Consider the following 23,847-nt stretch of genomic DNA (forward strand, 5'->3'; position numbering starts at 1 on the left):
TCGCGGGTACCCCGGGCCCGGGCATCCGGTGGCGCGTCCCGCCATGCTGCACGCACCCAGGGAAGGCAGGGATGCGACCCCTACGATGGGCGGCGAGGAGGGTGGATGGACATCTGGATGTGGGCGTGGGTCGGCTGGCTCGCGATCGCGCTCATCTGCCTCGTCATCGAGCTGCTGACGCTCGAGCTGACGTTCCTCATGCTCGGCGGCGGCTCGCTCGTCGGCATGGTCGCGAGCCTCACGGGCCTGCCGCTGTGGGCCCAGGTGCTCATCGCCGCCGTCGCAGCCGCCGCGCTGCTCTTCCTCGTCCGTCCCTCGCTGCTCGAGCGACTGCATCGCTCGGGCCAGGGCGCCCGCACGAACGTCGACGCCATCACGGGCCTCGGCGGCGAGGTGACGCGGCAGTTCGTGCGCCTCGTCGGCGAGGTGACGCTCACGAACGGCGAGACCTGGACGGCTCGCCTCTCCCCCGCGACCCGCCCGCGCGACCTCGACGTCGGCGAGCGCGTCGTCGTCACCGCCGTCGAGGGCGCGACGGTCGTCGTCGTGCCCGCCGAGCGCTGACCCCAAGAACCCGATCCCCAACCGCTAGGAGCGCACGACATGGACCTCATCGGCCCAGTCCTGCTGATCATCGTCGCGATCGTCGTCATCGTCGTCGTCGTGATCATCGCCAGGTCGATCCGCATCATCAAGCAGGGATTCACGGGCATCGTGGAGCGCCTCGGGCGCTTCCACCGCGTGCTCGGTCCCGGCCTCAACATCCTCGTGCCGGTCATCGACCGGCTCGCGTACAGCGTCGACATGCGCGAGCAGGTGCGCACGTTCCCGCCGCTGTCGGTCATCACCGAGGACAACCTGAACGTCGCGATGGACACCGTCGTGTACTTCCAGGTCAACGACCCGCGCTCGGCGACGTACGAGATCGCCGACTACCTCTCGGCCGTCGAGCAGCTCACGGCGACGACGCTGCGCAACGTCGTCGGCTCGATGAACCTCGAGGAGGCGCTCACGAGCCGCGACGTCATCAACTCGCAGCTGCGCGCGGTGCTCGACCAGGCGACGGGCAAGTGGGGCATCAAGGTGACCCGCGTCGAGCTGAAGTCGATCGACCCGCCGCAGTCGATCCTCGAGCCGATGGAGAAGCAGATGCGCGCCGAGCGCGAGCGTCGCGCCTCCATCCTCACGGCCGAGGGCCTCAAGCAGTCGCAGATCCTCGAGGCCGAGGGTCAGCGCCAGTCGACGATCCTCCGCGCCGAGGGTGAGGCCAAGTCGCAGGTGCTCCGCGCCAAGGGTGACGCCGAGGCGCAGGTCGTCCTCGCGAAGGGCGAGTCGGAGGCCATCGAGCGCGTGTTCGCGGCCATCCACGCCGGCGACGCCGACAACAAGCTGCTGGCGTACCAGTACCTGCAGACGCTGCCGAAGCTCGCCGAGGGCGACGCGAACAAGCTGTGGATCATCCCGAGCGAGCTCACGGATGCGCTGCAGGAGATCGGCAAGGGCTTCTTCGAGGGCAAGGCCGTGAATCCGGCGGCGAAGGTGCGCTCGTTCGACACGGACGACCAAGGTCCGTCGATCCTCGACGAGACCTTCGAGCCCGACTCCGTGAGCGACGTCGAGGTGCCCTCGATCGCCGACACGCTGAAGGACTCGGGCATCGACCCGCGCGGCGCCGGCGAGACGAGCACGATCTCGTCGTCGACGTCGATCGCCGACGAGACGCCGGGCGTGGGCCTGGAGGATGCGCTCGACTCCGTGCGCGAGGCGGAGCAGGAGGTGCCCGGCCAGGCGCCGCAGCCGCCCGCCCCGCAGCCGCCGTCGACGCCGCAGCCGCCCACCCCGCCGCAGCCGCCGGTCCCGCCGCAGCAGTGAGGTTCCTCGAGGGGCCTCGGCCGCGCATCCTCGCCCATCGCGGGCTCGCGACCGAGGCCCCCGAGAACACCCTCGCGGCGTTCCGCGCCGCCGTCGCCGTCGGTGCCACCCACGTCGAGTCCGACGTCCGGGTGAGCGCCGACGGCGTCGCCATGCTCGCCCATGACGCGACGCTCGAGCGCGTCGCAGGCGCGGCGACCCGCATCGACGCCACCCCTGCGCGCGCGCTGCAGTCGCTCGACCTCGGCGGCGGGCACGGCGTGCCCACCCTCGCCGATGCGCTCGCGGCGTTCGCCGACGTGCGCTGGAACCTCGACCTCAAGGTGCCGGCCGCCGTCGAGCCCGCCGTTCGAGCCATCCAGGACGCACGCGCCGTCGATCGCGTGCTCGTCACCTCGTTCGACGACGCGACGCGCGCGCGCGCGGTCGCCGCGCTGCCCGGCGTCGCGACGAGCGCCTCGCGCGGGGTCATGGCGCGGGCGCTCCTCGCCGTGCGGCTGCGGCAGCGCGCCGCCCTGCGCCGCGCGCTCGAGGGCATCGCGGCCGTGCAGGTGCCCGAGCGGCTCGGGCGCATCCGCATCGTCGACGCGCGCTCGGTCGCCGCCTTCCACGATGCCGGCGTCGAGGTGCACGTGTGGACGGTGAACGATCCGACCGACATGCGCAGGCTCGTCGCCCTCGGGGTCGACGGCATCGTCACCGACCGCGCCGACCTCGCCGTGCGCGCGCTGCGCTGAGGCTCGCGCGGCGCGTCAGCGCTGGCGACGCGGACGCGCGCGGATGCCGTGCACGCTCCACGCCGTGACGCGGCGCAGCGTGTCGACGACCATGCCGACGTCGGTCTTCGAGACGCCGACGGCCCGCTCGGTGAACTGCACCGGCATCTCGACGATGCGCCCGCCAGCCTGCGCGACGCGGACGGCGAGCTCGATCTGGAAGGCGATGGAGTCGGAGCGGATGCGGTCGAGCGGCATGCGCCGCAGCACGCGCGTCGAGTACACGCGGAACGTCGAGGTGAGGTCCTGCACGTCGGTGCCGAGCAGCGTGCGCGCGTAGCGGTTGCCGGCCTGCGAGAGCACGCGACGACGGCCGGCCATCGCGCGCACGTCGCCGCCGGGCACCCAGCGCGACGCGATGACGAGGTCGACGTCCTCCTCGATCGCCTCGAGCATCTCCCCGAGCAGCGTCAGGTCGTACGAGCCGTCGGCGTCCGTGACGGCGACGGCGTCGACGCCCGCCGCGATCCCGGCCCGCAGTCCCTCGCGCACGGCCGAGCCGTAGCCCCGCACGGTGCGGTGCAGCACCTCGATGCTCGGATCGTCGGCCGCGAGGCGATCGGCGAGCTCGCCCGTGCCGTCGGTGCTGGCGTCGTCGACGACGAGCACGCGGGCGTGCGGCACCGACTGCCGCAGCCTGCCGATCGTGCGCTCGAGGCTGTCGATCTCGTCGTACGTCGGTACGACCACGAGCACGCTAGGCACGCCGCCTCCGCACCAGGGCGAGGCCGAGCAGCAGGCCGATCGACGCGATCGCGATGGCGCGCTCCACGAGCGCGCCGCCTGCCATCGCGGGCGTCACGGTGTCGCTGAGCGGCAAGGTCTCGATCATGGCTCCAGGCTCGTACTGCGGCAGCCTATCGACCATGGTGCCGTCGGGGAGCATCATCGCGCTCGTGCCCACGGTCGAGATGTTCACGAGCGCGCGACCCGCCTCCTGCGCGCGCAGCTGCGCGATCGCGAGCTGCTGCACGTTCTCCCAGGAGCCCTCGCCGAAGTCCGCGTTGTTCGTCGGCGCGAGGATGATCTGGGCGCCGTGCTCCGCGACCATCTCGCGCACGAGTCCGTCGTCGATGATGTCGAAGCAGATCGCGAGACCGTAGACGACGCCGTCGACGTCGAAGGCGTTCTCGCTCGTCGGGTCGAGCGAGTAGTCGCGCGGGATGAGGTCGAGGAAGCCGAGGGCGTCGAGCAGCGGTCCGAAGAAGTCGCGCTCCGGCAGGTACTCGGCGAAGGGCACGGGATGCCGCTTGTGGTACACCGCGCGCACGCCCTCGTCCCACAGCAGCAGCGAGTTGTAGGTGTCGGCGCCCTCGTGCGTCACGGCGCCCAGCACGATGGGCGCGTCGACGAGCGCCTGCACGTCGTCGATGATGCGCGTCGAGTCGAGCGAGTCCTGCGGGTCGGTCTCGCCGGCGTTCTCGGGCCAGACGAGCACGTCCATCTGCTCGCCGGCGAGCAGCTCGGAGGCCTCGGCGTGCTGACGGATGATGTCGCCGGCCCGGTACTCGGCGAGCAGTCCCGCCTCGCTGTCGCCCTGCACGGCGCCGACGCGCACCGTGCCGGTCTCGGCGACCGGGAAGGCGGGGATGGCGACGAGGCCGACGACGACCGCGGCGGCGACGACGAGCCGACGGCGCACGAGCATGCCGCGCGCGAGGACGAGCACCGCGAGCACGGCGGCGACGAACGCGAGCAGGAACGTGAGGCCCGAGGCGCCGACCCACGACACCGCGTCGCCCACGGGGCTCGACGCCTGCGAGTAGGCGAGCCGGCCCCACGAGAACCCGCCCCACGGCACCGTCGACGAGAGCGACTCGCGCAGCATCCACAGCCCCGCGAGCAGCGCGGGCAGCACGATGACGCCGGCCCACGCGCCCCGCATCCGCTCCCCCAGCCGCCATGCCAGCGCGAGCAGCATGCCGCCGAGGCCCCACCACAGCGCCATGATGCCCGTGAGGCCGACGAGCGGCAGCGGCCCGAGGTAGACGGTGATCCACTGGATGTGCACGGCGAAGAAGGCCGCGCCGGTGAGCGCGCCGATGCCGAAGGCGGCGCTCGTGCGCCGACCCCGCAGCGCGACGAGCGCGAGCGCGACGCCGGGCACGACGAGCGGCCACGCGTCGAACGGCTGGAAGGAGAGCGTCATGAGGCCCGCGCCGACGAGCGCGGCGACGACCGAGCCCCAGGCGGGCAGGGGTGCTCGCAGGCGCAGCGGCCGCCGCGTCCGTGTCGTGGTCGTGCTCATGCCGCCTCCTGCCCGAGGTCGACGACGCCGCGCCGGATGCGGTCGACCGCATCCCGCGCCGTGCGGCGGATGCGCGCGGTGCCGACGTCCTGCAGCTGCTCGAGCACGTCGACCGTCTGCCGCACCCAGCGCACGAAGTCGCCGGCGGCGAGGTCGGTGTCGCGGAGCACGACGTCGAGGTGCGCGCCGCGCGCCCACCGGTGCATCGCCACCGACAGGCCCGTCTGCGGCGGCTCCGAGCCCGGCAGGCGCTTGGCGCGCTCGAGGTCGTCGAGCTCCGCCCACAGGGTCGTGGTCGCGGCGAGCGCCTCGCGGAAGGGTCCGCCGGGCAGATGCCGCTCGGACGCCTGCTCGCCGCGCCGCGGCTCGAAGACGAGCGCGCACACGAGGGCAGCGAGGTCCGCGGCGTCGAGATGGGTCCACAGGCCGCGGCGCAGCGACTCGGCGACGAGCAGGTCGCGCTCGCCGTAGATGCGCCGCAGCCGCTCCCCCGCCTCGGTCACCTCGTCGCCGTCCTCGCCGGGCACGACGTACTGCAGCGTGCGCAGCACGTCGCAGATGCGATCGAAGCGCTCGGCGACCTGCCCCGTGCGGCGCGAGATCTGCCGGTCGGCCTGCTCGACCTCCCGCGCGAGCCGCCAGTACCGCTCGCCCCAGCGGGCGTGGCTCTCGCGCTCGGGGCAGGCATGGCACGGATGCGACCGCAGGAGCGCGCGCAGGTCGCGCAGCCGCTGCTGCAGCGCGTCGCGCTCGGCGTGGCTCATGCCGGCGCGCTGCCCCTCGCGCTCGAGGTCGCTCGACTCGCGGCGCAGCGCCGCGTACTCGGAGAAGTCGCCCAGGTGGCACGTCATGGCCTCTGCGTACCCCTCGAGGCTCGCGCGCTGGTCGACGACCCTCCGCGCGAGCTGCACGACGGAGCGGTCGGCCTGGAACTGCGCGAACGAGGTCTCGAGCACGCCGCGCGTGCGGTCGACGCCGAAGCGGTCGATGAGGTTCACGGCCATGTTGTACGTGGGTCGGAAGCTCGACTGCAGCGGGTACGAGCGACGCGACGCGAGGTTCGCGATCTCCTGCGGCGTCTGCTCGCCGGTCCAGACGATCACGGCGTGGCCCTCGGTGTCGATGCCGCGGCGACCGGCGCGGCCCGTGAGCTGCGTGTACTCGCCGGGCGTGATGCGCACGCGCGCCTCGCCGTTGAACTTCTCGAGCTGCTCGAGCACGACGGTCCGCGCGGGCATGTTGATGCCGAGCGCGAGCGTCTCCGTCGCGAAGACGACGCGCACGAGCCGGCGCTGGAAGAGCTCCTCGACGATCTCCTTGAACACGGGCAGGAGCCCTGCGTGGTGGGCGGCGACGCCCCGCTCGAGCCCGTCGAGCCACTCCCAGAAGCCGAGCACGGCGAGGTCCGACTCGTCGAGCCTGCGCGTGCGCTCCTCGACGAGGGCGCGGATCTCGCCGCGCTCCTCGGCCGTCGTGAGCGAGATGCCGCCGCGCAGCACCTGCTCGACCGCCGCATCGCAGCCCTTGCGGGAGAAGATGAAGCAGATCGCGGGCAGCATCGATGCCTCGTCGAGGAGGTCGATGAGCGCGGCACGATCGACGCGCGCGGGCCGCGAGTCGCCGCGCCACGTGTACGCGTCGCGCGCGACCGATCCGCGGCGCTGCCCCTTGCGGCCCTGCTGGCCGCGCCGGACGTGCCGATTGTGGCCGCCGCGATCGCGGTGGCCGTGCGCGGCGGAGCCGTCGCTGCCGCGCGTGCGCTCGACGAGCTCGCGGCTGGGCCGATGCTGCTCGGCGTCGCCGCGGGAGTCGAAGAGGTCGACGAGCGAGCCGCGCACGAGCACGTGACCGTCGAGCGGCACGGGACGGTGCTCGCTCACGACGAGGCTCGTGTCGCCGCGCACGGCCTCGAGCCACGCGCCGAACTCCTCGGCGTTGGAGACCGTGGCCGACAGCGACACCATGCGCACGTGCCGCGGGAGGTGGATGATGACCTCCTCCCACACGGCGCCGCGGAAGCGGTCGGCGAGGTAGTGCACCTCGTCCATGACGACGTGCTCGAGGTCGGCGAGGTCGCGACCCTCGTAGAGCATGTTGCGCAGCACCTCGGTCGTCATGACGACGACGCGCGCGTCGCCGCGGATCGACGTGTCCCCCGTCAGCAGTCCGGCGTCGTCGCCGTAGACGGCCTGCAGCTCGCGGAACTTCTGGTTCGACAGCGCCTTCATGGGCGTCGTGTAGAAGACGCGGCCGGTGGGCGCCGCCATCGTCAGGTGGATGGCGAACTCGGCGACGATCGTCTTGCCGGCCCCCGTCGGTGCGGCGACGAGCACGCTGCGCCCCTGCTCGACGAGCTCGCACGCCTCCCGCTGGAAGGGGTCGAGGCCGAACGGCAGCGCCGCGCCGAAGGCCTCGGTCGCGACGGCCGTCACGCCGCCGACCCGACGGAGGCGTCGGCGGCGAGTCGCTTGGCGCGGCGGCGGTCGTTCACGATCGCGAACCCGCCCGCGGCGAAGTAGAGCAGCACGATGGGGCCCGCGATGAGGAACATCGACAGCAGCTCGCCCGCGGGCGTGACGCAGGCGGCGAAGAGGGTGATGCCCAGCACCGCCCAGCGCCATCCCTTGAGGATCGCCGCGCCGGTGATCGCGCCGGCGAGGTTCAGGAAGACGATGACGACGGGCACGACGAAGCCGAGCCCGATGGCGACGACGAGCTTGAACGAGAAGTCGAAGTACTCCTGCGCCGAGAGCACCGACGTCGTGCCCTCCGGTGCGAAGCCGACGAAGAGCTGCACGATGCGCGGCAGCAGCAGCCAGCCCATGACGCAGCCGCCGAGGAAGAGCGGCACGGCGGACGCGAGGAAGCCCCAGACGTAGCGCCGCTCGCCCTTGTGCAGGCCCGGAAGCAGGAAGGCGAGGATGTGGTAGAGCCAGATCGGGCTCGAGGCGATGACGCCGACGAGCAGGCCGATCCGCATCTTGATGTCGAACGACTGCGTGATGAACGTGAAGTTCAGCTCGACGATGCGGTCCTCCTGCAGCGGCACGAGCGGCGCTGCGAGCAGCTGGAGGACGGCGTCGGAGAGGAAGAAGCCGCCGATGCCGAGCACGGCGATCGCGGCGAACGAGATGACGAAGCGCCTGCGCAGCTCGCGCAGGTGCTCGACGAGCCGCATGCGGCGCTCGGGGTCCCCCGTGCGCTTCGCGGCTCCGGCCGTGACGGCCATCCCTTACTTCGAGTCGCGCGTGTCGCTCGAGGTCGTGGTCGTCGTCTCACCGTCGGCGGGCGCGTCCTTCTTCACCTCGCGCTTGAAGACGTTGATCGACTCCCCCACGCCCTTCGCGAGCTGCGGCAGCCGCGTGGCGCCGAAGATCAGCAGCACGATGATGAGGATGACCCACCAGTGGGAGGCCAGGTTCCCGGCGAATCCGCCCATGATCGATTCCTCTCGATGTCCCCTCAAGGCTACCGCGCGGCGGGGTCACCATGGGTTCGGTGCGGCGCGCCGGACGGATGCGTTCGGCATGGATCGCGTCAGCCGTCGGCTGCCCGCAGCGCGTCCTCGGCGAATCGCCGCATCGCGGCGCGCGCCGACGCGGGCCGCAGCACGACGGCATCGCCGCCGAGCGAGGCGACCTGGCGCAGCACGGCGTCGACGTTCCACACGCGGATCTCGACGATCTCGTGGTCGCCGTCGACGCGCGAGGGCCCGTCGGCGTAGTCGGCGAGCATCGCCGCGGCGGCGGGCGTCGCGCGCACGACGATCGTCTCGTCCGGCTCGATGCGCTCGCGCGTCGAGCCGAGCGCCTCGTCGGGGAAGGCGACGTCGGTGGGTTCGACGCGCTCGGTGCGATCGAGGCGGAAGCGTCGCTCCGCGGCGCGGTCGAGGTCGAAGCCGACGACGTACGCCTGGCCGTCGATGAGCTCGAGGGCCGTGGGCGCGACCGTGCGGCGCTCGGTGGGCGAGCCCGCCTTCCGGTAGTCGAGGTGCACGACGACGCGGTGCTCGATCGCGTCGCGCACGATCGCCGCCGCGGAGTCCACGACGGGGGCGTCGACGCCGATCTTCGTCGCCTCGGGCACCGCGGCGCGGGACAGCCGCGCCGTGAGCGCCGCGACCGCGTCGTCGTCGATGCCCTGCACGCCCTGGATGAGACGCAGGCCCGCGAGGATCGCGCCCACCTCGCGCGGGGCGAGGCGCATGACGTCGCCGTCGAGCGCCGGTCGATGGCTCAGCTCGATGACGCCGTCCTGCTCGTAGGCGTCGTAGTTGATGTCGAAGCGGTCGAAGTCGCCGAGGCCGTCGGGCACGCCGGACATGAAGATGAGGTCGACGGCGTCGCGGATGCGCTGCTCGGGCACATCGAAGTGCGCCGCCGCCTCGGCGACCGTCACCGACCGCTCGGCGGTCAGGTACGGGATGAGCGCGACGAGCAGCGCGATCGACTGGCGAGAGCCCCTGGCCGCCATCATCCCTCTTCGCCGTGAGCGTCGCGGATCCGCGTCAGCCGGTCGCGGACGAGGGCGGCGAGCTCCGGCGGATCGAGCACGACGACCTCGGCGCCGTACCCGGCGAGCTCGTCGGCGAGCAGGTTCGTGTCGGCGTGGTGCAGCGTCATCTCGTCGCCCTCGACGACGGTGTCGCGGCGTCGCGCGAGCCGGACCTCCGCGTCGGAGCCGGGCAGCACGCGCACGCGCGCCGTCGCCTCGGACCAGATGCGCTCGAGCTCCGCCAGCGCGGCGTCGGCCGCTCCGTCCGGCACCGCGAACGGCACGCGCGGCCTGCGGGGCACGACGTCGCTGACGACGCGGCGCATGAGGAAGGTGCGCGGCGCGCCGCGGTCGACGTCGAAGCCGTGCAGCATCCAGCGGCCGCGGAAGAGCAGCACGCACCACGGCTCCACCGTGCGCTGCATCGCCTCGCGCTCGCCGGGCTTGAGGTAGCCGAACTGCACGACCTGGCCGCGCTCGGTCGCGCGCTTCAGCGCGTGGAACGCTCGATCCTGCGCGCTCTGGCGCGGCGAGACCGCCTGGGCGAGGCCCGTGCGGAAGCGCGGGTCGGCGCGCAGCTTCGTCGTCGCGAGCTGCGACTCCTCCGAGAGCCCGCCGTCGCGCCACACGCGCAGCGCGAGGTCGATGAGCGTGCGCTCCTCGTCGGAGAACGCGAGGTCCTCCGGCGTGCCGATCGCGGCGTCGAGCAGTCGATACCGCGACTCCTGGTTGTTGTCGTGCTCGGCGGGCGGCGTGAAGACCGTGATGACGAAGCCCTGGTCGCGAAGGTCGTCCTTGTCGCGCTCGAACTGCCGCTCGAGGGCGGCGTCGATCGGGCGACCCTGGTAGCCGGCGACGCGCTCGAAGAGCTCGCGCTTCGTCGCCCCGTGCGCGGCGTGCAGGAGCGCGAGCATCAGCGAGAACTGACGCTCCTGCACGTCGACGCCGGTCACGGCGCCTCGGCGTCCAGGATGTCGATGACGAAGACGAGCGTCCTGCCGTCCTGGTAGCCGAGGTCCGGCGGCACGACCGCGACGACCTGGCTGCCGACCTGCTGGCCGACGACGGCCTGCTGGAAGCCCTCGATGAGGTCCGACAGCACGAAGGTCGCAGGCGTCGAGCCCCACGTGGTCTCGGTGACGGTCGTCGCATCCCACTCGAGCAGGGTGTACTGCACGATGACGGTGTCGGACTCCTCGACGACCGGGCCCGAGCCGGCGATCGTCGTGCCCACGACGAGGTCGGTGGGTGCCTCGGCGCCCGAGAAGGTCACGCCGGGCGTGCCGTCGGTCGCGAGCGAGATCGCGGGGATGCCGGCGACGGCAGGCTGCGGGAAGCCCTCGGCGCGGCCGGGGAAGGCGTCGTCGACGTCGAGGACGATGACGGCGGTCGACTCGGGGTCGACGCCGGCCTGCGCGACGGACTCGCCGAAGAGGTCGAGGTACGAGGCGACGAGGGCGACCGACGAGCCGGGCGTCGCGCACTCGAGCCCCTGCGAGAGCGTGCTCTCGCCGCCCGTGCGCATCGTGAGCTGGCGCGACGCGGGCTGCGCCTGACCGCCGGACTCGGCGGCGAGCGCCTCCAGCAGGTCGGCGTCGGTCGACTCGAGCACGTCGCCGGTGGCGCCGTCGTAGAGCGTGTAGTCGGCGATCACGACGTCGCCGGGCTCGGCGGGATCGTCGCCCGCGCCGACGATGCTCGCCTGCGGGCCGTCGGTCTCCAGCGGCGTCGAGAAGGGCACGTCGGTGAGCGCCCCGTCCTCGTCGCCCGCCGCGGCGACGACGGCGTTCGAGCCGCCGCCGGGCTGGATCGAGGGCGTGCAGCCGGCGATCGACTGCTCGGAGGGCACGACGTGGCACGCCGTGAGGGCGCTGCCGACGACGAGCAGGGCTGCGGCCGCCGTGAGCGGGCGGCGGAGGGGCTTGGTCACGCGTGGTCCTCGGGTCGGGAGTCGGAGTCGATGGTACCGGCGGCGAGACGCTCGGCCTGCCGCTGCGCATCGCGCACGGCACGTCGCAGGCGCTTGTCGCTCTTCTCGCGGTCGCCGACGGCGCCGGGCGTCCAAGCCTCGACGTCGGCGTCGGTGTACGAGGCCTTGTTCGAGCGTCGCTTGAACGAGGGGACCTCGAGGTCGTCGGCGACGCGGCGCGCGGTCATGAGGAAGCCGGTGTGCGCGACCATCCGGTGGTCGGGCCGCACCGCGAGCCCGTCGACGTGCCACGAGCGGATGAGCGTCTCCTGCGACTGCGGCTCGGCGAACCTGCCGTCGTCGCGCACCGCCTCGACCGTGCGCGAGAGCTGGGTCACGGTCGCGACGTACGCCAACAGGATGCCGCCGGGCTGCAGCGCGGTGGCGGATGCGTCGACGCACTCCCACGGCGCGAGCATGTCGAGCACGACGCGGTCGGCGGTCTGGGCGGGCACGTGGTCGCCGAGCGACTCGGCGAGGTCGCCGACGGCGGTGCGCCAGTTCGCGGGCCGCTCGCCGAACCAGCCGGCGACGTTGGCCTCGGCGATGTCGAGGAACTCCTGGCGGCGCTCGAAGGAGACGAGCTCGCCCTGACCGGCGAGGGCGCGCAGCAGCCACAGCGAGAGGGCGCCGGAGCCGACGCCCGCCTCGACGACCGTGAGGCCGGGCTGGACGTCGGCGTAGGTGAGGATGTGACCGGCGTCCTTCGGGTACACGATCGCGGCACCGCGCGGCATCGACATGACGTAGTCGTGCAGCAGCGGGCGGACCGCGAGGTAGGCGTGCTCCCCCACGTGCACGATCGAGCCGTCGGGGTGACCGACGATCTCGGCGTGCGGCAGCGCACCGTGCTGCGTGTGGAACGTCGAGCCCTCGGCGAGCACGATCGTGTGGAGACGCTGCTTCGGCCCGGTGAGCTGCACCGGGTCGCCGTAGCGCAGCGGTCCCGTGCGCGGCGTCATGCGTGCACGCCCACGAGGCCGCGGACGTCGTCGACGGTGCGGCCCACGAGCGTCGACCACAGGGTGATGCCCTCGACGGCGGTCAGGTCGGCCTCGTGCGGGACGCCCACGGTCACGACGCCCGCGTCGCGCGCGGCTGCCGTGCCGGGGATCGAGTCCTCGAACGCGACGCAGGCGTCGGCGCGCGCACCGAGCGCCCGCATGGCCTGCAGGTAGGGGTCGGGGAACGGCTTGCCGCGCTGCACCTCGTCGCCCGTCACCGAGACGGTGAACGGGTCGGTGCCGAGCTGCGCGACGCTCGCGCCCAGCACCACGTCGACGATGGGCCGGATCGACATCGTCACGAGCGCCTGCGGCACGCCCGCGGCGCCGAGCGCCGTGAGCAGCTCGGCGGCACCCGGGCGGAACGGCACGTGCTCGCGCAGCTGCGCCGTGACCTCGCCCGACAGGCGCGTCACGATGGCGTCGGCATCCATCGCGATGCCGCGCTCGATCATGTACCGCGCGCCGTCCCACAGGTCGACGCCGATGAGCGCGACCTCGTCGTCCGCCGTCCAGTCGACGGCGAACTCCTCGGCCAGGCGACGCTCGGCGACATGCCAGTAGGACTCGCTGTCGATGAGGGTGCCGTCGAGATCCCACAGCACGGCATCCAGATCGCTCACCGCACCATCCTACGTTCCGCGACCGGCGTCGCCCGCCGTCGGCCGCGCCGCACGGGCGTAGGGTGGACGCCTGATGAGGGGACGCCGACAGTGAGCACGGGACCGATCGTCGGGCGCATCATGCTCGTCGCGTTCGAGGGCTGGAACGATGCGGGCGAGGCTGCGTCGACGGCGGTGCGACGCGTCATCGAGGCGTGCGAGCTCGAGCCGTTCGACGAGATCGAGCCGGACGACTACCTCGACTTCACGTTCGCCCGCCCCGTCCTGCGGCGGCTCGAGGACGGCACGCGAGCGCTGTCGTGGCCGGCGACGATCGCGTACGCGCCGACGCGCTCGAGCGTGCGGGAGGCGATCGTCGACGACGACGGCCTGTCCGTGTCCACGGGCGCGGACGGCGAGCTCTTCGCGCTCCTCGGTGCCGAGCCGAGCAGGAACTGGATCGACTTCGCCGAGCAGGCGGTCGACATCGCCAGGCAGTGCGAGGTCGACGCGATCGTGTTCGTCGGCGCGATGCTCGCCGACGTGCCGCATACGCGTCCGACGCCGACGAGCGTCACGAGCGAGTCCGCCTCCCTGCGTCACCGCCTCGGCGTGCAGCGCAGCGAGTACGAGGGGCCGACGGGCATCATGTCGGTCATCGCGATGGCGGCGGAGCAGGTGGGCATCCAGACCGCGAGCGTGTGGGCCTCCGTGCCGCACTACGTGCACGCGACGCACGTGCCGAAGGCGACGATCGCGCTCCTCGACCGCCTCACCGAGCTGCTCGACATCACGGTGCCGCTCGGCGACCTGCCGTCGCTCGCCGGCGAATGGGAGTCGGGCGTCGACGAGCTCGCGGAGCGCGACGACGACATGCGCGCCTACATCGGCCACCTCGAGCAGCAGCGGGACACCGTCGAGAGCCCCGAGGCGTCGGGCGAGGCGCTCGCGCAGGAGTTCCAGCGCTTCCTGGAGACGCAGCTGCCCGAGGACGAGGACGAGGACGAGGAAGGCTCCGCTGACGGCGACGACCGCCCCGCTCCCCCGCCGCCCGTCTGAGCGCGTGACGGTCTACGCCGACCTGACCGAGCCCGAGCAGGTCGCGCTGCTGCAGGCGGTCGCGGCCCGGGCGCTGCCCGCGTTCGGGCTCGATGGCGGCGACGTGACGCCCGTGCTGCACGCCTACAACTCCACCTTCCGCGTCGAGCTCGACGGCGCGTCGTGGGCCCTGCGCATCCTCGTCGGATCGAAGGCGACGACCCAGCACATCGCGGCGCAGCAGGCGTGGCAGCTCTCGCTCGCAGCCGAGGCGGGCGTTGTGCCCGTGCCGCTGCCGACGATCGACGGCGCCTGGTGGACGGGCGTCGCGAGCGAGGGCTTCGGGCGCACCGCCATCGTGACCGTGGCGAGCTGGCTCGACGGCGACGCGATCGTCGGCGATCTCGATGCGGGGCTCGCCCGGTCGCTCGGCGCGACCATGGCGCGCATGCACGTCCACGCAGAGACGTGGACCGTGCCCGAGGATGCGACGCTGCCCGTCTTCGACGACGTGCTCTTCGGCGACGTCGACGCCCTCGCCGACGTGCCGGGCCTCGCACCCGGCGACCGGAAGGTGCTCCGGCTCGCTCGCGAACGGGCCCAGGCGACGCTGTCGGAGCTTCACGCCCGCGGCGGCGTGCGCCCGCTGCATGCGGACCTCCACGCCGGCAACCTGCTGCGATCCGCCGACGGCCTGCAGGTGCTCGACTTCGACGACGCGGGCCTCGGCGTCCCCGCGCTGGACGTCGCGATCGCGCGCTTCTACGCCGACGCACCCGAGGTGCACGAGGCGCTCGCCGAGGGCTACGCATCGATCGCTCCCCTGCCCGATGCGACCGACGCCGAGCTGCACGCGCTCGCCGCCGGCAGGCAGCTGCTGCTCGCGAACGACCTGCTCTCGTCGACGACGGCGTCGCTGCGGGCGGATGCCCGCGGCTACCTCGACACGGCCGTGCGCCGCCTCGCCGCCTGGCTCCAGTCGGGCGTCTTCACCCGCAGGCTCGACTGACGTCCCGCGCGGTCAGCGCTGCTGCCGGCGCGTCCGCGCCGCCTCGCGACGGCAGCGCTCCGAGCAGTAGCGCACGGCATCCCACTGCTCGCGCGTGCTCCACCGCTTCCGGTTGGCGAAGGGCCGGCCGCAGTGCTCGCACGCCTTCGTCTCGGCGTGGGGATCGCCGGGCATCTCAGCGCAGCCGCACGCCCAGCAGCGCGTCGATCGCGTCGATCGACACGTCGTCGGCGGGCGCCCGATCGACGAACGCGTCGACCGCCTGCAGCGCGGCGGGCGTGTCGAGGTCGTGCTGCAGCGTGGACCGCAGCCACTCGAGCACCGAGTCGTCGAGCGACGGATCGTCCGGCGGCACCTGCGCCCACGCCGTCCATCGGTCGAGGCGCTCGTTCGCGACAGCGAGGTCGGCGTCCGTCCACTCCCAGTCGCTGCGCCAGTGGTGCGCGAGCAGCGCGAGGCGGATGGCCGCGGGCCGCACGCCCGCGTCGAGCAGCGCGCGCACCTTCACGAGGTTGCCGAGCGACTTCGACATCTTTTCGCCGTCGTAGGCCACGAGGCCGGCGTTCGCACGGGCGACGCTGAACAGCGACGCCCCGAGCGCGAGCGCGTGATGCGCCTGCATCTCCTGATGCGGGAAGCGCAGGTCGATCCCGCCCGCCGCGACCGTGAACGGCGCGCCGAGCTCCGCCATCGCGATGACCGTGCATTCCACGTGCCAGCCGGGCCGGCCGCGACCGACGGGCGAGTCCCACGCCGGCTCCCCCGGTCGCTCGGCCCGCCACAGCAGCGGGTCGAGCGGATCGCGTTTGCCCGCGCGATCGGGGTCGCCGCCGTGCTCGCGGGCGAGGTGCAGCATCGTCTCGCGGTCGGTGCGGCTCCCGAGCCCCAACGGGTACGCGCGCTCGCGGGTGGTGTCGAAGTACACGTCCTCGTCGACGCGGTACGCGTCGCCCGTCTCGAGCATGGCGGCGACGGCGGCCGCGATGGCGTCGATGCGCTCGGTGACGGCGACCCACGAGTCCGGCGGCAGGATGCGCAGCGCCGCCATGTCGGCGCGGAAGACCTCCTGCTCGCGCTCGGCGAGCTCGCGCCAGTCGACGCCATCCCGATCCGCACGCTCGAGGAGGGGGTCGTCGACGTCGGTCGAGTTCATCGCCGTGGCCACGTCGAGACCGGCGTCGAGCCAGACGCGCGTGAGCGTGTCGCTCGCGAGGTACGTCGCTGCATGTCCGATGTGCGTGGCGTCGTACGGCGTGATGCCGCACGTGTACAGCGTCGCCGCGTCGCCCTCCGGCAGCACGAGCGGCCCGTCGGTCTTCGTGTCGTGCAGCGCGGGCCGCGGGCCCGTTCCGGGCAGGCGGGGTGTCGCCGCACGCTCCCACGTCCTCATGCTGCCGGCCTCATGCTGCGATCCATCCTGCGCCGAGCGCGACGAGCAGCGCCGCGCCGAGCGCGACGCGGTAGACGACGAAGGGCAGGAACGACCGCTTCGCGATGTAGGTCATGAGGAAGCGGATGACGGCGAGGCCGACGCCGAACGCGACGAGCGTCGCGACGATCGTCGGCCCCCAGCCGTAGCCGCTCGTCGACGGCTCGGTGAGCGCCTGGTACGTCTCGTAGAGGCCCGCGCCGAAGACGGCCGGGATCGCGAGCAGGAAGGCGTACTTCGCCGCCGCAGGGCGCTCGTAGCCGAGCGCGCGACCCATCGTGGTCGTCGCGCCGGATCGCGAGACGCCCGGGATGAGCGAGAGCACCTGCGCGAGCCCGACGAGGATGCCGTCGCGGTAGGTGATGTCACGCAGCCCCTTGTCGCGGCGGCCCAGGAGGTCGGCCGCGCCGAGGATGAGGCCGAAGACGATGAGCACCGTGGCCGTGATCCACAGCGACCGCAGCTGGTCGCGGATGAGGCTCTGGAAGAGCACGCCGGCCACGACGATCGGCACCGTGCCGATGATGACGAGCCAGCCCATCCGCACGTCGGGATCGTCCTTCGGCACCGCGCCGCGCAGCGCGCCGAACCAGCGCTGCACGATGCGCACGATGTCGCGCCAGAAGAAGAGCACGACGGCGAGCTCGGTGCCGATCTGCGTGATGGCGGTGAACGTCGCGCCAGGATCCTCGGCCCCCGGCAGGAAGATGCCCGCGATGCGCAGGTGCGCGCTCGACGAGATCGGCAGGAACTCGGTCGCGCCCTGCAGGATGCCCAGCAGGATCGCCTCGATCCACTGCATCTACAGCTCCTGCAGGAGGTCGGCGAGCACGGCGGTGCCGAAGTCGAGCGCGTCGAGCGGCACGCGCTCGTCGACCCCGTGGAACATCGCGGCGAAGTCGAGGTCGGGGGTGAGGCGCAGCGGCGCGAAGCCGTACCCGGCGATGCCGAGCCTCGAGAGGGCCTTGTTGTCCGTGCCGCCAGAGAGCATGTACGGCAGCACGGGCGCGTCGGGGTCGTGCCGCTGCAGCGCCGCGACCATCGCCTCCACCGCCTCGCCGGCGAAGGGCACCTCGAGGCCGACGTCCTGCCGCACGATGTCGAGCTCGACGTCGTCCGCCGCCTCGGCGACGATGCGGCGCGCGACCTCGAGCGCCTCGTCCTCGCGGCCGGGCAGCGTGCGCATGTCGATGCGCGCCTCGGCGGTGCCGGGGATGACGTTGTGCTTGTAGCCGGCGTCGAGCATCGTCGGGTTCGCCGTCGTGCGCAGGCTCGCGCGCAGGAAGCGCGCCATGCCGCCCGTGCGCAGCGCGACGTCGTCGGGGCCGAGCTCCTCGACGTCGACGCCGAGCAGCCCCGCCACCTCGTCGACGAGCTGCCGCGTCGTGTCGGTGAGCTCGATGGGGAAGTCGTGGGCGCCCAGCGCCGCCACGGCGCGGGCGAGCTTCGTGACGGCGTTGTCGCGCATCACCTGCGACCCGTGCGCCGCCGTGCCCGTCGCGCGCAGCCGGATCCACAGCAGCGACTTCTCGGCGGTCTGCAGCAGGTACGCGCGGCGGCCGTCGAGCGTGACGGAGAAGCCGCCGACCTCGCTGATCGCCATCGACGCGCCGGCGAAGACCTCGGGGTGGTGCTCGACCAGCCAGTGCGCGCCGTACGCCCCGCCGTCCTCCTCGTCGGCGAAGAAGCCGAGGATGACGCGGCGGCGCGGCCGCACGCCCGCGCGCACGAGCTGCCGCACGGCCTGCAGCATCATCGCGACCATGTCCTTCATGTCCACGGCGCCACGGCCCCACAGCATGCCGTCGCGCACGACGCCCTCGAACGGGTCGACGCTCCACTGCGACGCGTCGGCGGGCACGACGTCGAGGTGGCCGTGCAGCACGAGCGCAGGCAGCGTCGCATCCTCGCCCTCGAGCTCCGCGACGACGCTGTGGCGTCCCGGCGCGGCCTCGAACGTGCGGCTCGCGATGCCGAGGTCCGCGAGGAACGCGGCGACGTAGGCAGCGGCGTCCGCCTCGCCGTTCGAGCGGCCCTCGCCGAAGTTCTGCGTGTCGAAGCGGATGAGGTCGCGAGCGATGGCAGCGGTCTCGGAGAGCTGGTCGGTCACCGTCCAAGGCTAGTCGCGACGGACGACGTCGATCGTCACGCGCGATCACGGTGCGCGGCCGGTCGCGCGAGCGCCGGGATGGTCGGAGGGTGCCTCGGATGCGTGCTAGTGTCGTCGTCGGTCCTGCAAGGGATCCGACACCTTGCGCGGGTGGCGGAATTGGCAGACGCGCTAGCTTGAGGTGCTAGTGCCCGTATTAGGGCGTGGGGGTTCAAGTCCCCCCTCGCGCACGAGAAGGCCCGGAGCCCATGGCTCCGGGCCTCTTCCGTGCTCGGAGGTGCGGCGCTCGGCCCTCCGCGCACGGGAGGCAGCGGCTATCGTGCCGCGCATGGCACTCAACTCCGACGCACGACAGGCGCTGCTCGCCCAGCCGCTCACGCCGATCCTCGCGATCGATCGCCCGGGACATCCTCCGATCGCCGTGCCCGTCTGGCACGCGTACGAGCCGGGCGGCGACGCGTGGATCATGGTGGGCGCCGAGTCCGAGAAGGCGCGGCTGCTGCGCGCGGCCGGCGGCGCGACGCTCGTCGTGCAGGAGGTCGCGCCGCGCACGCGGTACGCCGCCGCCTCGTGCGAGGTCGTCGACGAGCATCCCGCGACCGACGACGAGCGGCGCACGCTCGCCGAGCGGTACCTGCCGCCCGAGGAGGTGCAGCAGTACCTCGACGTCGCCGCGTCCTTCGGGCCCGAGGTCGTCGTCGTCCTGCGTCCCGTGGCTTGGCGGGCCGCCGACCTCACGATGTGAGCGGCCCGGAGCACGCGCGCACGGGCGACTGGGCTGCGGCACAGCCGCGACGCCTAGCGTGGTGCGCATGAGCGTCTTCGACTCGATCCGCGCCACCGGCTTCCGCCGCGGCCCGCAGCGCATCCTCGGCGGCATCGCCGGGGGCATCGCGCGCAGCCTCGGCTGGAACGTCTGGCTCGTGCGTCTCCTCGTGCTGCTGTCGTTCCTGCTGCCCGTGCTCGGCTGGGTCGCGTATGCCATCGCGTGGGCGCTCACGCCCTGGCAGGACGGGTCGATCCCCGTCGCGCGCTGGCTCGGGCGCCGCTGACGGACCCCGGCTGACGCGAGAGCCGCCTAGGAGCCGGTGTCCTCGCGCTTGCGCTCGCGGCGGAGCATCGACGCCGGCGTCACCGCGAGCTGCCCGAAGCGGTCGTGCACGGCGTCCATCGCCCGCTCGGCGCTGCCCCAGTCCTCGCTGTCGTCCCACAGCAGCCCCGCGTCGGAGGGATCCGACAGCTGCGACATCTGCACGCCGAGCAGGCGCACGGGGGTCGGGTCGTCGAGCTCGTCGAGCAGCGTCCACGCCGTCTCGACGATGACGCGCGTCACGTCGGTCGGATCCGGCAGCGTGCGGGAGCGCGTGACGGTGCGGAAGTCGTGGAAGCGCACGCGCAGGGTCACCGTGCGCCCGACGGCGCCCGCCGCGCGGAGCCGGCGCCCCACGCCCGTGCCGAGCCGCAGGATCTCGCTGCGCAGGTCGTCGCGGTCGGTGACGTCGCGCCCGAACGTGTGGTTGTGGCCCATCGACCGCTCGCGCGGCCGCTCGTGCACGGGTCGCACGTCGCGCGCCCATGCGAGCGCGTGGAGATGGCGCCCCGTGGCCTCGCCGAACCAGCCCACGAGCGTCGTTACCGGCGTGTGCGCGACGTCGGCGACCGTGCGCAGCCCGTAGCGCTCGAGGCGCTCCTGCGTCCGCTCCCCGACGCCCCACAGGGCGCCCACGGGCTGCGGATGCAGGAAGGCCAGCACCTCGTCGGCCGGCACGACGAGCAGGCCGTCGGGCTTCGCGCGGCCGGACGCGAGCTTCGCGATGAACTTCGTCGACGACGCGCCGACCGACGCGATGAGGCCCGTCTCCGCCTGCACCCGCTCGCGGATCGACGTGCCGATCGCCACGGCTCCGCCCAGCAGCCTGCGGGCGCCCGCCACGTCGACGAAGGCCTCGTCGATCCCGAGGCGTTCGACCGACGGTGAGTGGTCGTCGAGGATCGCCATCACCTGGCTCGACAGCCGGGAGTAGAGCGCGAAGTCCGGCTCGAGGATCACGGCGTTCGGGCACAGCTGCAGCGCGCGCCCCATCGGCATGGCGGAGTGGACGCCGTAGCGGCGCGCCTCGTACGTCGCGGCCGTCACGACGGAGCGCGACGAGTCGTGCCCGATGACGACGGGCAGCCCGCGCAGGTCGGGCCGCGCGATGAGCGAGGCCGTCGCGAAGAAGGCGTCGAGGTCGACGTGCAGGATCGTCGCCGACGCGTCGTCGACGTCGGGGCTCGACACCATGCGGTTCGAGCCGTCCTGCTTGCTCACGCCTCCATGGTCGCAGCCACCACCGACGTCGGCGCGGCGCGGGAGTGATCGCGTCACGATGTCCGACCGACGGTGGATGCGGCACCCGGGCAGCGGTGCCAGGCTGGAGAGCATGCAGCATCCATGGACCCGGTACGTCGCGATCGGGGACTCGTTCACGGAGGGCGTCGGCGACGACGAGCCGAGCCTCCCCAACGGCGTGCGCGGCTGGGCGGACCGCGTCGCCGAGGAGCTCGCGCGCACGCAGCCCGACCTCGCGTACGCGAACCTCGCGATCCGCGGCCGGCTGCTCGACCAGATCGCGGCGGAGCAGGTCGACGCGGCGCTCGCGCTGCAGCCGGACCTCATCACGATCTCGGCGGGCGGCAACGACCTGCTGCGGCCCGGCGCCGACCCCGATCGCGTCGCGGGCCGGCTCGAGCGGGCCGTCGAGCGGCTCTCGGTCGACGGCGCGACGGTCGTGCTCTTCAACGGCCCCGACATCGGCATGACGCCCGTGCTGCGCTCGATCCGCGGGCGCGTCGCCATCTACAACTGCGACCTCGCCGCGCTCGCGCGACGGCATGATGCGATCGTCGCCGACATGTGGGCGGCGACCGAGCTGCAGGATCCGCGGATGTGGGCGCCCGATCGGCTGCACTTCTCGCCGCTCGGCCATCACCGCATCGCGATGCTCGTGCTCGACGCGCTCGGCGTGGAGCACGAGCTGCACCCGCAGCGTCCCGAGCCGCTGCCGCGCCGCACGTGGCGGCAGGCGGCGAGCGACGACATCCTGTGGGCGCGCGAGTACTTCGGCCCGTGGGTCGTGCGCAGGATCACGGGACGCTCGTCGGGCGACACGATCCTGCCGAAGCGCCCGCTCGCCGAGCCCGTGCTGCGCCGCGCCGACGAGTCCTAGCCCTCGGCGAGGCCGAGGAGCACGAACGGGTTCGACAGGCGCCACAGCAGGTCGGGCTCGCGGATGCGCGGCGCGCTCACGGCCGTCGTGAGGTCGGTGCCCGCCACCGAGACGCTGCCGACCGTCGACGTGCCGACGCCGGTGCCGACGGCGTCCACCTCGACGCGGGGCTCGAGCGGCTGCGCGACCCATGCGAGCGTCGTGAGGGCGGTGTCCGTCGTCGCCTCCGACGTGGCACCCCACGGGGCGGTGCTCGTCGCGACGACCGTGCCGGCCGGCAGCACCTCGCGCGTCTGCACGTTCTGCCACAGGCTCTCGACGAGCGCGAGCGTCGCTGCGTCGCGGTCGTCGGCCGTCACCTGCCCCGTCACGACCACGACGGCGCGCAGCGTGCGGCCCTCGACCGTCGACGTCGCGGACACGAGCAGGTTCCGACCCGAGACGAACAGCGCGCCGGTCTTGCCGGCGTCGATCCCCGCCGAGCCGAGCAGGGGGTTCGTGTTGGGCTGCACGCCGAGACCCGGCACGGTGACCGCCGGCGCACCCATGGCCGCGCCCACGATCGGGTCGGCGACGGCGAGCTGCCCGAGTCGGACCATGTCGGCAGGCGAGGCGACGGAGTCGAGCGAGAGGCCGGCGGCGTCGGCGACGACCATCGTCGACATGCCGTTGCGCTGCGACCAGTCGTTCGCGGCGGCGAGGAAGCCGTCCATCGATCCGAAGCCCCAGCGCGCGAGCGACATGGCGGCGTTCGCCGACGACGCCACGACCGACGCCTCCACGAGGTCGGCCTGCGACACCGTCTGCCCCGTGCGCACCGGGTAGTAGGGCGCGGCCTCGTCGAAGGCGGTCTGCATGTAGCCGACGTCCTCGGCGTCCATCGTGAGCGTCGCGCCCTCGCCGCCGTCGATCGGATGCGCCTCGAGCACGACGAGCATCGTGACGAGCTTCGTGATGCTCGCCATCGGCACGGCGGCGTCGGTCGTCGCGCCGGCGGCGCCGTCGAGGCCCTCGATCGTGAAGGCGGCCGTGCCGCCCGTCGTGGGCCAGGCGAGCTGCGGCTCGGCGACGGGCGAGGGCGGCAGCGGCTCGTCCTCGCTCGCGATGGCAGGCAGCGGCGCGAACACCAGCGCCGCGACGCCGCCCACGATGGCGACGAGCGCGAGCACGACGAGCGCTCGCAGGAGGTGCACCCATGCGGGCGTGCGGCGCTGGGTCGCCGCCGTGACGTATCGGCTCATGCGTGCAGCACCGCCCAGAGCGCGACGGCGCTCGTCGCGGCGACGTTCAGCGAGTCGACGCCGTGGTGCATGGGGATGCGCACGACGACGTCGGCGGCGGCGAGCGCATCCGGTCCGAGCCCGTGGCCCTCGTTGCCGAGCACGATCGCGACGCGGTCGGCGCGCTCGCGGCGCCAGTCGGCGAGGTCGATCGCGTCGTCGGCGAGGGCCAGCGCCGCGGTCTGGAAGCCCGCCTCGCGGAGCATGGCTCCTGCCTCGCGCCATGCGGGGATGCGCGTCCACGGCACCTGCAGCACCGTGCCCATGCTCACGCGCACGCTGCGGCGGTAGAGCGGGTCGGCGCACGTGGAGGTCACGAGCACGGCGTCGGCGCCGAGGCCGGCGACGGAGCGGAAGGCGGCGCCGACGTTCGTGTGGTCGACGAGGCCGTCGAGCACGACGACGGTGCGCGCGTCGGCGAGCAGCGCGCGCGGCTCGGGCAGCACGGGGCGCTGCATCGCCGCGAGGGCGCCGCGATGGAGATGGAAGCCCGTGATGCCCTGCAGCTGCGCCTCGTCGCCGACGAAGACCGGCACGTCGAGATCGCCGGCGATCGCGGCGACGTCCGGCAGCCAGCGTTCGCTCACCAGCACGGAGCGGGGCGCGTGCCCGGCGCGCAGCGCGCGCGACAGCACCGTCTGCGACTCGGCGATGTAGAGCCCGCGCTCGGGCTCGGTGCGCATGCGCAGCTGCACGTCCGTGAGCCCGACGTAGTCCGCGAGCCGCGGGTCCTCGAGCGACGCGATGCGAACGATCTCCATGGGCCTCCTCGTGCCCGACCAGGCTACGGCGGTCCGTAGGATCGGA

24 protein-coding genes, 1 tRNA gene and 1 pseudogene are annotated in these 23,847 nt (G+C 73.1%); 9 read left to right on the top strand and 17 right to left on the bottom strand.

The genetic code is table 11. The features are described from left to right. The first annotated feature begins 105 nt into the window (after positions 1-105). From C1N71_RS06970 to C1N71_RS06980, 3 genes and pseudogenes are all read left to right on the top strand, one after another. Positions 106-564 carry an NfeD family protein gene (locus C1N71_RS06970; RefSeq protein WP_137755732.1) on the top strand — a complete coding sequence of 153 codons (459 nt, stop codon included), beginning with the start codon at positions 106-108 and terminating at the stop codon, positions 562-564. Between the two features lie 39 nt (positions 565-603). Beyond that, positions 604-1,506, top strand: a pseudogene (locus C1N71_RS06975) (SPFH domain-containing protein); the annotation flags it as partial. A gap of 362 nt (positions 1,507-1,868) precedes the next feature. Continuing rightward, positions 1,869-2,609: a glycerophosphodiester phosphodiesterase family protein gene (locus C1N71_RS06980; protein WP_137755734.1), complete on the top strand. Its 741-nt coding sequence runs from the start codon at positions 1,869-1,871 to the stop codon at positions 2,607-2,609. 15 nt (positions 2,610-2,624) lie between these two features. Here the strand turns inward: C1N71_RS06980 and C1N71_RS06985 are convergent, their stop codons facing one another. From C1N71_RS06985 to C1N71_RS07030, 10 genes are all read right to left on the bottom strand, one after another. Then, positions 2,625-3,353: a glycosyltransferase gene (locus C1N71_RS06985; RefSeq protein WP_137755735.1), complete on the bottom strand. Its 729-nt coding sequence runs from the start codon at positions 3,351-3,353 to the stop codon at positions 2,625-2,627. Next, complete coding sequence (lnt, locus tag C1N71_RS06990; RefSeq protein ID WP_137755736.1) at positions 3,346-4,896, bottom strand: apolipoprotein N-acyltransferase; 1,551 nt, start codon at positions 4,894-4,896, stop codon at positions 3,346-3,348. The genes C1N71_RS06985 and lnt overlap by 8 nt, the downstream gene beginning before the upstream one ends. Beyond that, a complete protein-coding gene (locus C1N71_RS06995) occupies positions 4,893-7,328 on the bottom strand; it encodes a DEAD/DEAH box helicase (RefSeq protein ID WP_137755737.1) in 2,436 nt (811 codons plus the stop codon). Before C1N71_RS06995 ends, lnt begins: the two co-directional genes overlap by 4 nt. Further along, entirely contained in the window at positions 7,325-8,125 is an 801-nt protein-coding gene (gene tatC, locus C1N71_RS07000; protein ID WP_254678133.1) for a twin-arginine translocase subunit TatC, read from the bottom strand. Before tatC ends, C1N71_RS06995 begins: the two co-directional genes overlap by 4 nt. Before the next feature lie 3 nt (positions 8,126-8,128). Continuing rightward, a complete protein-coding gene (locus C1N71_RS07005) occupies positions 8,129-8,335 on the bottom strand; it encodes a twin-arginine translocase TatA/TatE family subunit (RefSeq protein WP_137755738.1) in 207 nt (68 codons plus the stop codon). 98 nt (positions 8,336-8,433) lie between these two features. Next, positions 8,434-9,372 carry a helix-turn-helix transcriptional regulator gene (locus C1N71_RS07010; RefSeq protein ID WP_137755739.1) on the bottom strand — a complete coding sequence of 313 codons (939 nt, stop codon included), beginning with the start codon at positions 9,370-9,372 and terminating at the stop codon, positions 8,434-8,436. Further along, entirely contained in the window at positions 9,369-10,343 is a 975-nt protein-coding gene (locus C1N71_RS07015) for a helix-turn-helix transcriptional regulator (RefSeq protein ID WP_254678134.1), read from the bottom strand. Before C1N71_RS07015 ends, C1N71_RS07010 begins: the two co-directional genes overlap by 4 nt. After that, complete coding sequence (locus C1N71_RS07020; RefSeq protein ID WP_137755740.1) at positions 10,340-11,320, bottom strand: FKBP-type peptidyl-prolyl cis-trans isomerase; 981 nt, start codon at positions 11,318-11,320, stop codon at positions 10,340-10,342. The genes C1N71_RS07015 and C1N71_RS07020 overlap by 4 nt, the downstream gene beginning before the upstream one ends. Next, positions 11,317-12,321, bottom strand: coding sequence for a tRNA (adenine-N1)-methyltransferase (locus C1N71_RS07025; RefSeq protein ID WP_137755741.1), 1,005 nt, complete (start codon positions 12,319-12,321; stop codon positions 11,317-11,319). Before C1N71_RS07025 ends, C1N71_RS07020 begins: the two co-directional genes overlap by 4 nt. Beyond that, a complete protein-coding gene (locus tag C1N71_RS07030; RefSeq protein WP_137755742.1) occupies positions 12,318-12,986 on the bottom strand; it encodes an HAD family hydrolase in 669 nt (222 codons plus the stop codon). The genes C1N71_RS07025 and C1N71_RS07030 overlap by 4 nt, the downstream gene beginning before the upstream one ends. A gap of 90 nt (positions 12,987-13,076) precedes the next feature. On the opposite strand from C1N71_RS07030, the gene C1N71_RS07035 reads away from it, so the two are divergent. Beyond that, positions 13,077-14,024: a PAC2 family protein gene (locus C1N71_RS07035; protein ID WP_254678135.1), complete on the top strand. Its 948-nt coding sequence runs from the start codon at positions 13,077-13,079 to the stop codon at positions 14,022-14,024. A 4-nt stretch (positions 14,025-14,028) separates the two neighbouring features. Next, complete coding sequence (locus tag C1N71_RS07040) at positions 14,029-15,012, top strand: phosphotransferase enzyme family protein (protein WP_175414138.1); 984 nt, start codon at positions 14,029-14,031, stop codon at positions 15,010-15,012. Positions 15,013-15,024: 12 nt separating this feature from the next. Here the strand turns inward: C1N71_RS07040 and C1N71_RS07045 are convergent, their stop codons facing one another. The 4 genes from C1N71_RS07045 to C1N71_RS07060 are packed head-to-tail and all read right to left on the bottom strand — an operon-like array spanning position 15,025 to position 18,551. Next, positions 15,025-15,186, bottom strand: coding sequence for a DUF2256 domain-containing protein (locus tag C1N71_RS07045; protein WP_137755743.1), 162 nt, complete (start codon positions 15,184-15,186; stop codon positions 15,025-15,027). A gap of 1 nt (position 15,187) precedes the next feature. Beyond that, positions 15,188-16,402, bottom strand: a complete 1,215-nt coding sequence (gene mshC / locus C1N71_RS07050) for a cysteine--1-D-myo-inosityl 2-amino-2-deoxy-alpha-D-glucopyranoside ligase (protein ID WP_137755744.1) — start codon at positions 16,400-16,402, stop codon at positions 15,188-15,190. A gap of 10 nt (positions 16,403-16,412) precedes the next feature. Then, the gene (locus tag C1N71_RS07055) at positions 16,413-17,243 is read right to left on the bottom strand and encodes an undecaprenyl-diphosphate phosphatase (protein WP_137755745.1); all 831 of its coding nucleotides are present in this window, start codon (positions 17,241-17,243) and stop codon (positions 16,413-16,415) included. Further along, the gene (locus C1N71_RS07060) at positions 17,244-18,551 is read right to left on the bottom strand and encodes a M20/M25/M40 family metallo-hydrolase (RefSeq protein WP_137755746.1); all 1,308 of its coding nucleotides are present in this window, start codon (positions 18,549-18,551) and stop codon (positions 17,244-17,246) included. A 144-nt stretch (positions 18,552-18,695) separates the two neighbouring features. Here C1N71_RS07060 and C1N71_RS07065 point away from each other — a divergent pair. From C1N71_RS07065 to C1N71_RS07075, 3 genes are all read left to right on the top strand, one after another. Further along, a tRNA-Leu gene (locus tag C1N71_RS07065) sits at positions 18,696-18,781 on the top strand. 98 nt (positions 18,782-18,879) lie between these two features. Further along, a complete protein-coding gene (locus C1N71_RS07070) occupies positions 18,880-19,296 on the top strand; it encodes a pyridoxamine 5'-phosphate oxidase family protein (RefSeq protein WP_137755747.1) in 417 nt (138 codons plus the stop codon). Positions 19,297-19,363: 67 nt separating this feature from the next. Next, positions 19,364-19,603: a PspC domain-containing protein gene (locus C1N71_RS07075; protein ID WP_137755748.1), complete on the top strand. Its 240-nt coding sequence runs from the start codon at positions 19,364-19,366 to the stop codon at positions 19,601-19,603. A gap of 26 nt (positions 19,604-19,629) precedes the next feature. On the opposite strand, the gene dinB is transcribed toward C1N71_RS07075, so the two are convergent. Continuing rightward, positions 19,630-20,862: a DNA polymerase IV gene (dinB, locus tag C1N71_RS07080; RefSeq protein ID WP_137755749.1), complete on the bottom strand. Its 1,233-nt coding sequence runs from the start codon at positions 20,860-20,862 to the stop codon at positions 19,630-19,632. Positions 20,863-20,974: 112 nt separating this feature from the next. Here dinB and C1N71_RS07085 point away from each other — a divergent pair, with 112 nt between their 5' ends. Next, positions 20,975-21,760, top strand: a complete 786-nt coding sequence (locus C1N71_RS07085; RefSeq protein ID WP_368074143.1) for an SGNH/GDSL hydrolase family protein — start codon at positions 20,975-20,977, stop codon at positions 21,758-21,760. Here C1N71_RS07085 and C1N71_RS07090 read toward each other — a convergent pair. Together C1N71_RS07090 and C1N71_RS07095 are read right to left on the bottom strand one after the other, a co-directional pair. Continuing rightward, positions 21,757-23,001, bottom strand: coding sequence for a D-alanyl-D-alanine carboxypeptidase family protein (locus C1N71_RS07090; RefSeq protein ID WP_137755750.1), 1,245 nt, complete (start codon positions 22,999-23,001; stop codon positions 21,757-21,759). The two genes, C1N71_RS07085 and C1N71_RS07090, sit on opposite strands and share 4 nt — an antisense overlap. Then, entirely contained in the window at positions 22,998-23,801 is an 804-nt protein-coding gene (locus C1N71_RS07095) for a TrmH family RNA methyltransferase (protein WP_137755751.1), read from the bottom strand. The genes C1N71_RS07090 and C1N71_RS07095 overlap by 4 nt, the downstream gene beginning before the upstream one ends. Positions 23,802-23,847: the final 46 nt, after the last annotated feature.

The organism is Agrococcus sp. SGAir0287 (assembly GCF_005484985.1).
In the GTDB taxonomy this organism is placed as follows: domain Bacteria; phylum Actinomycetota; class Actinomycetes; order Actinomycetales; family Microbacteriaceae; genus Agrococcus.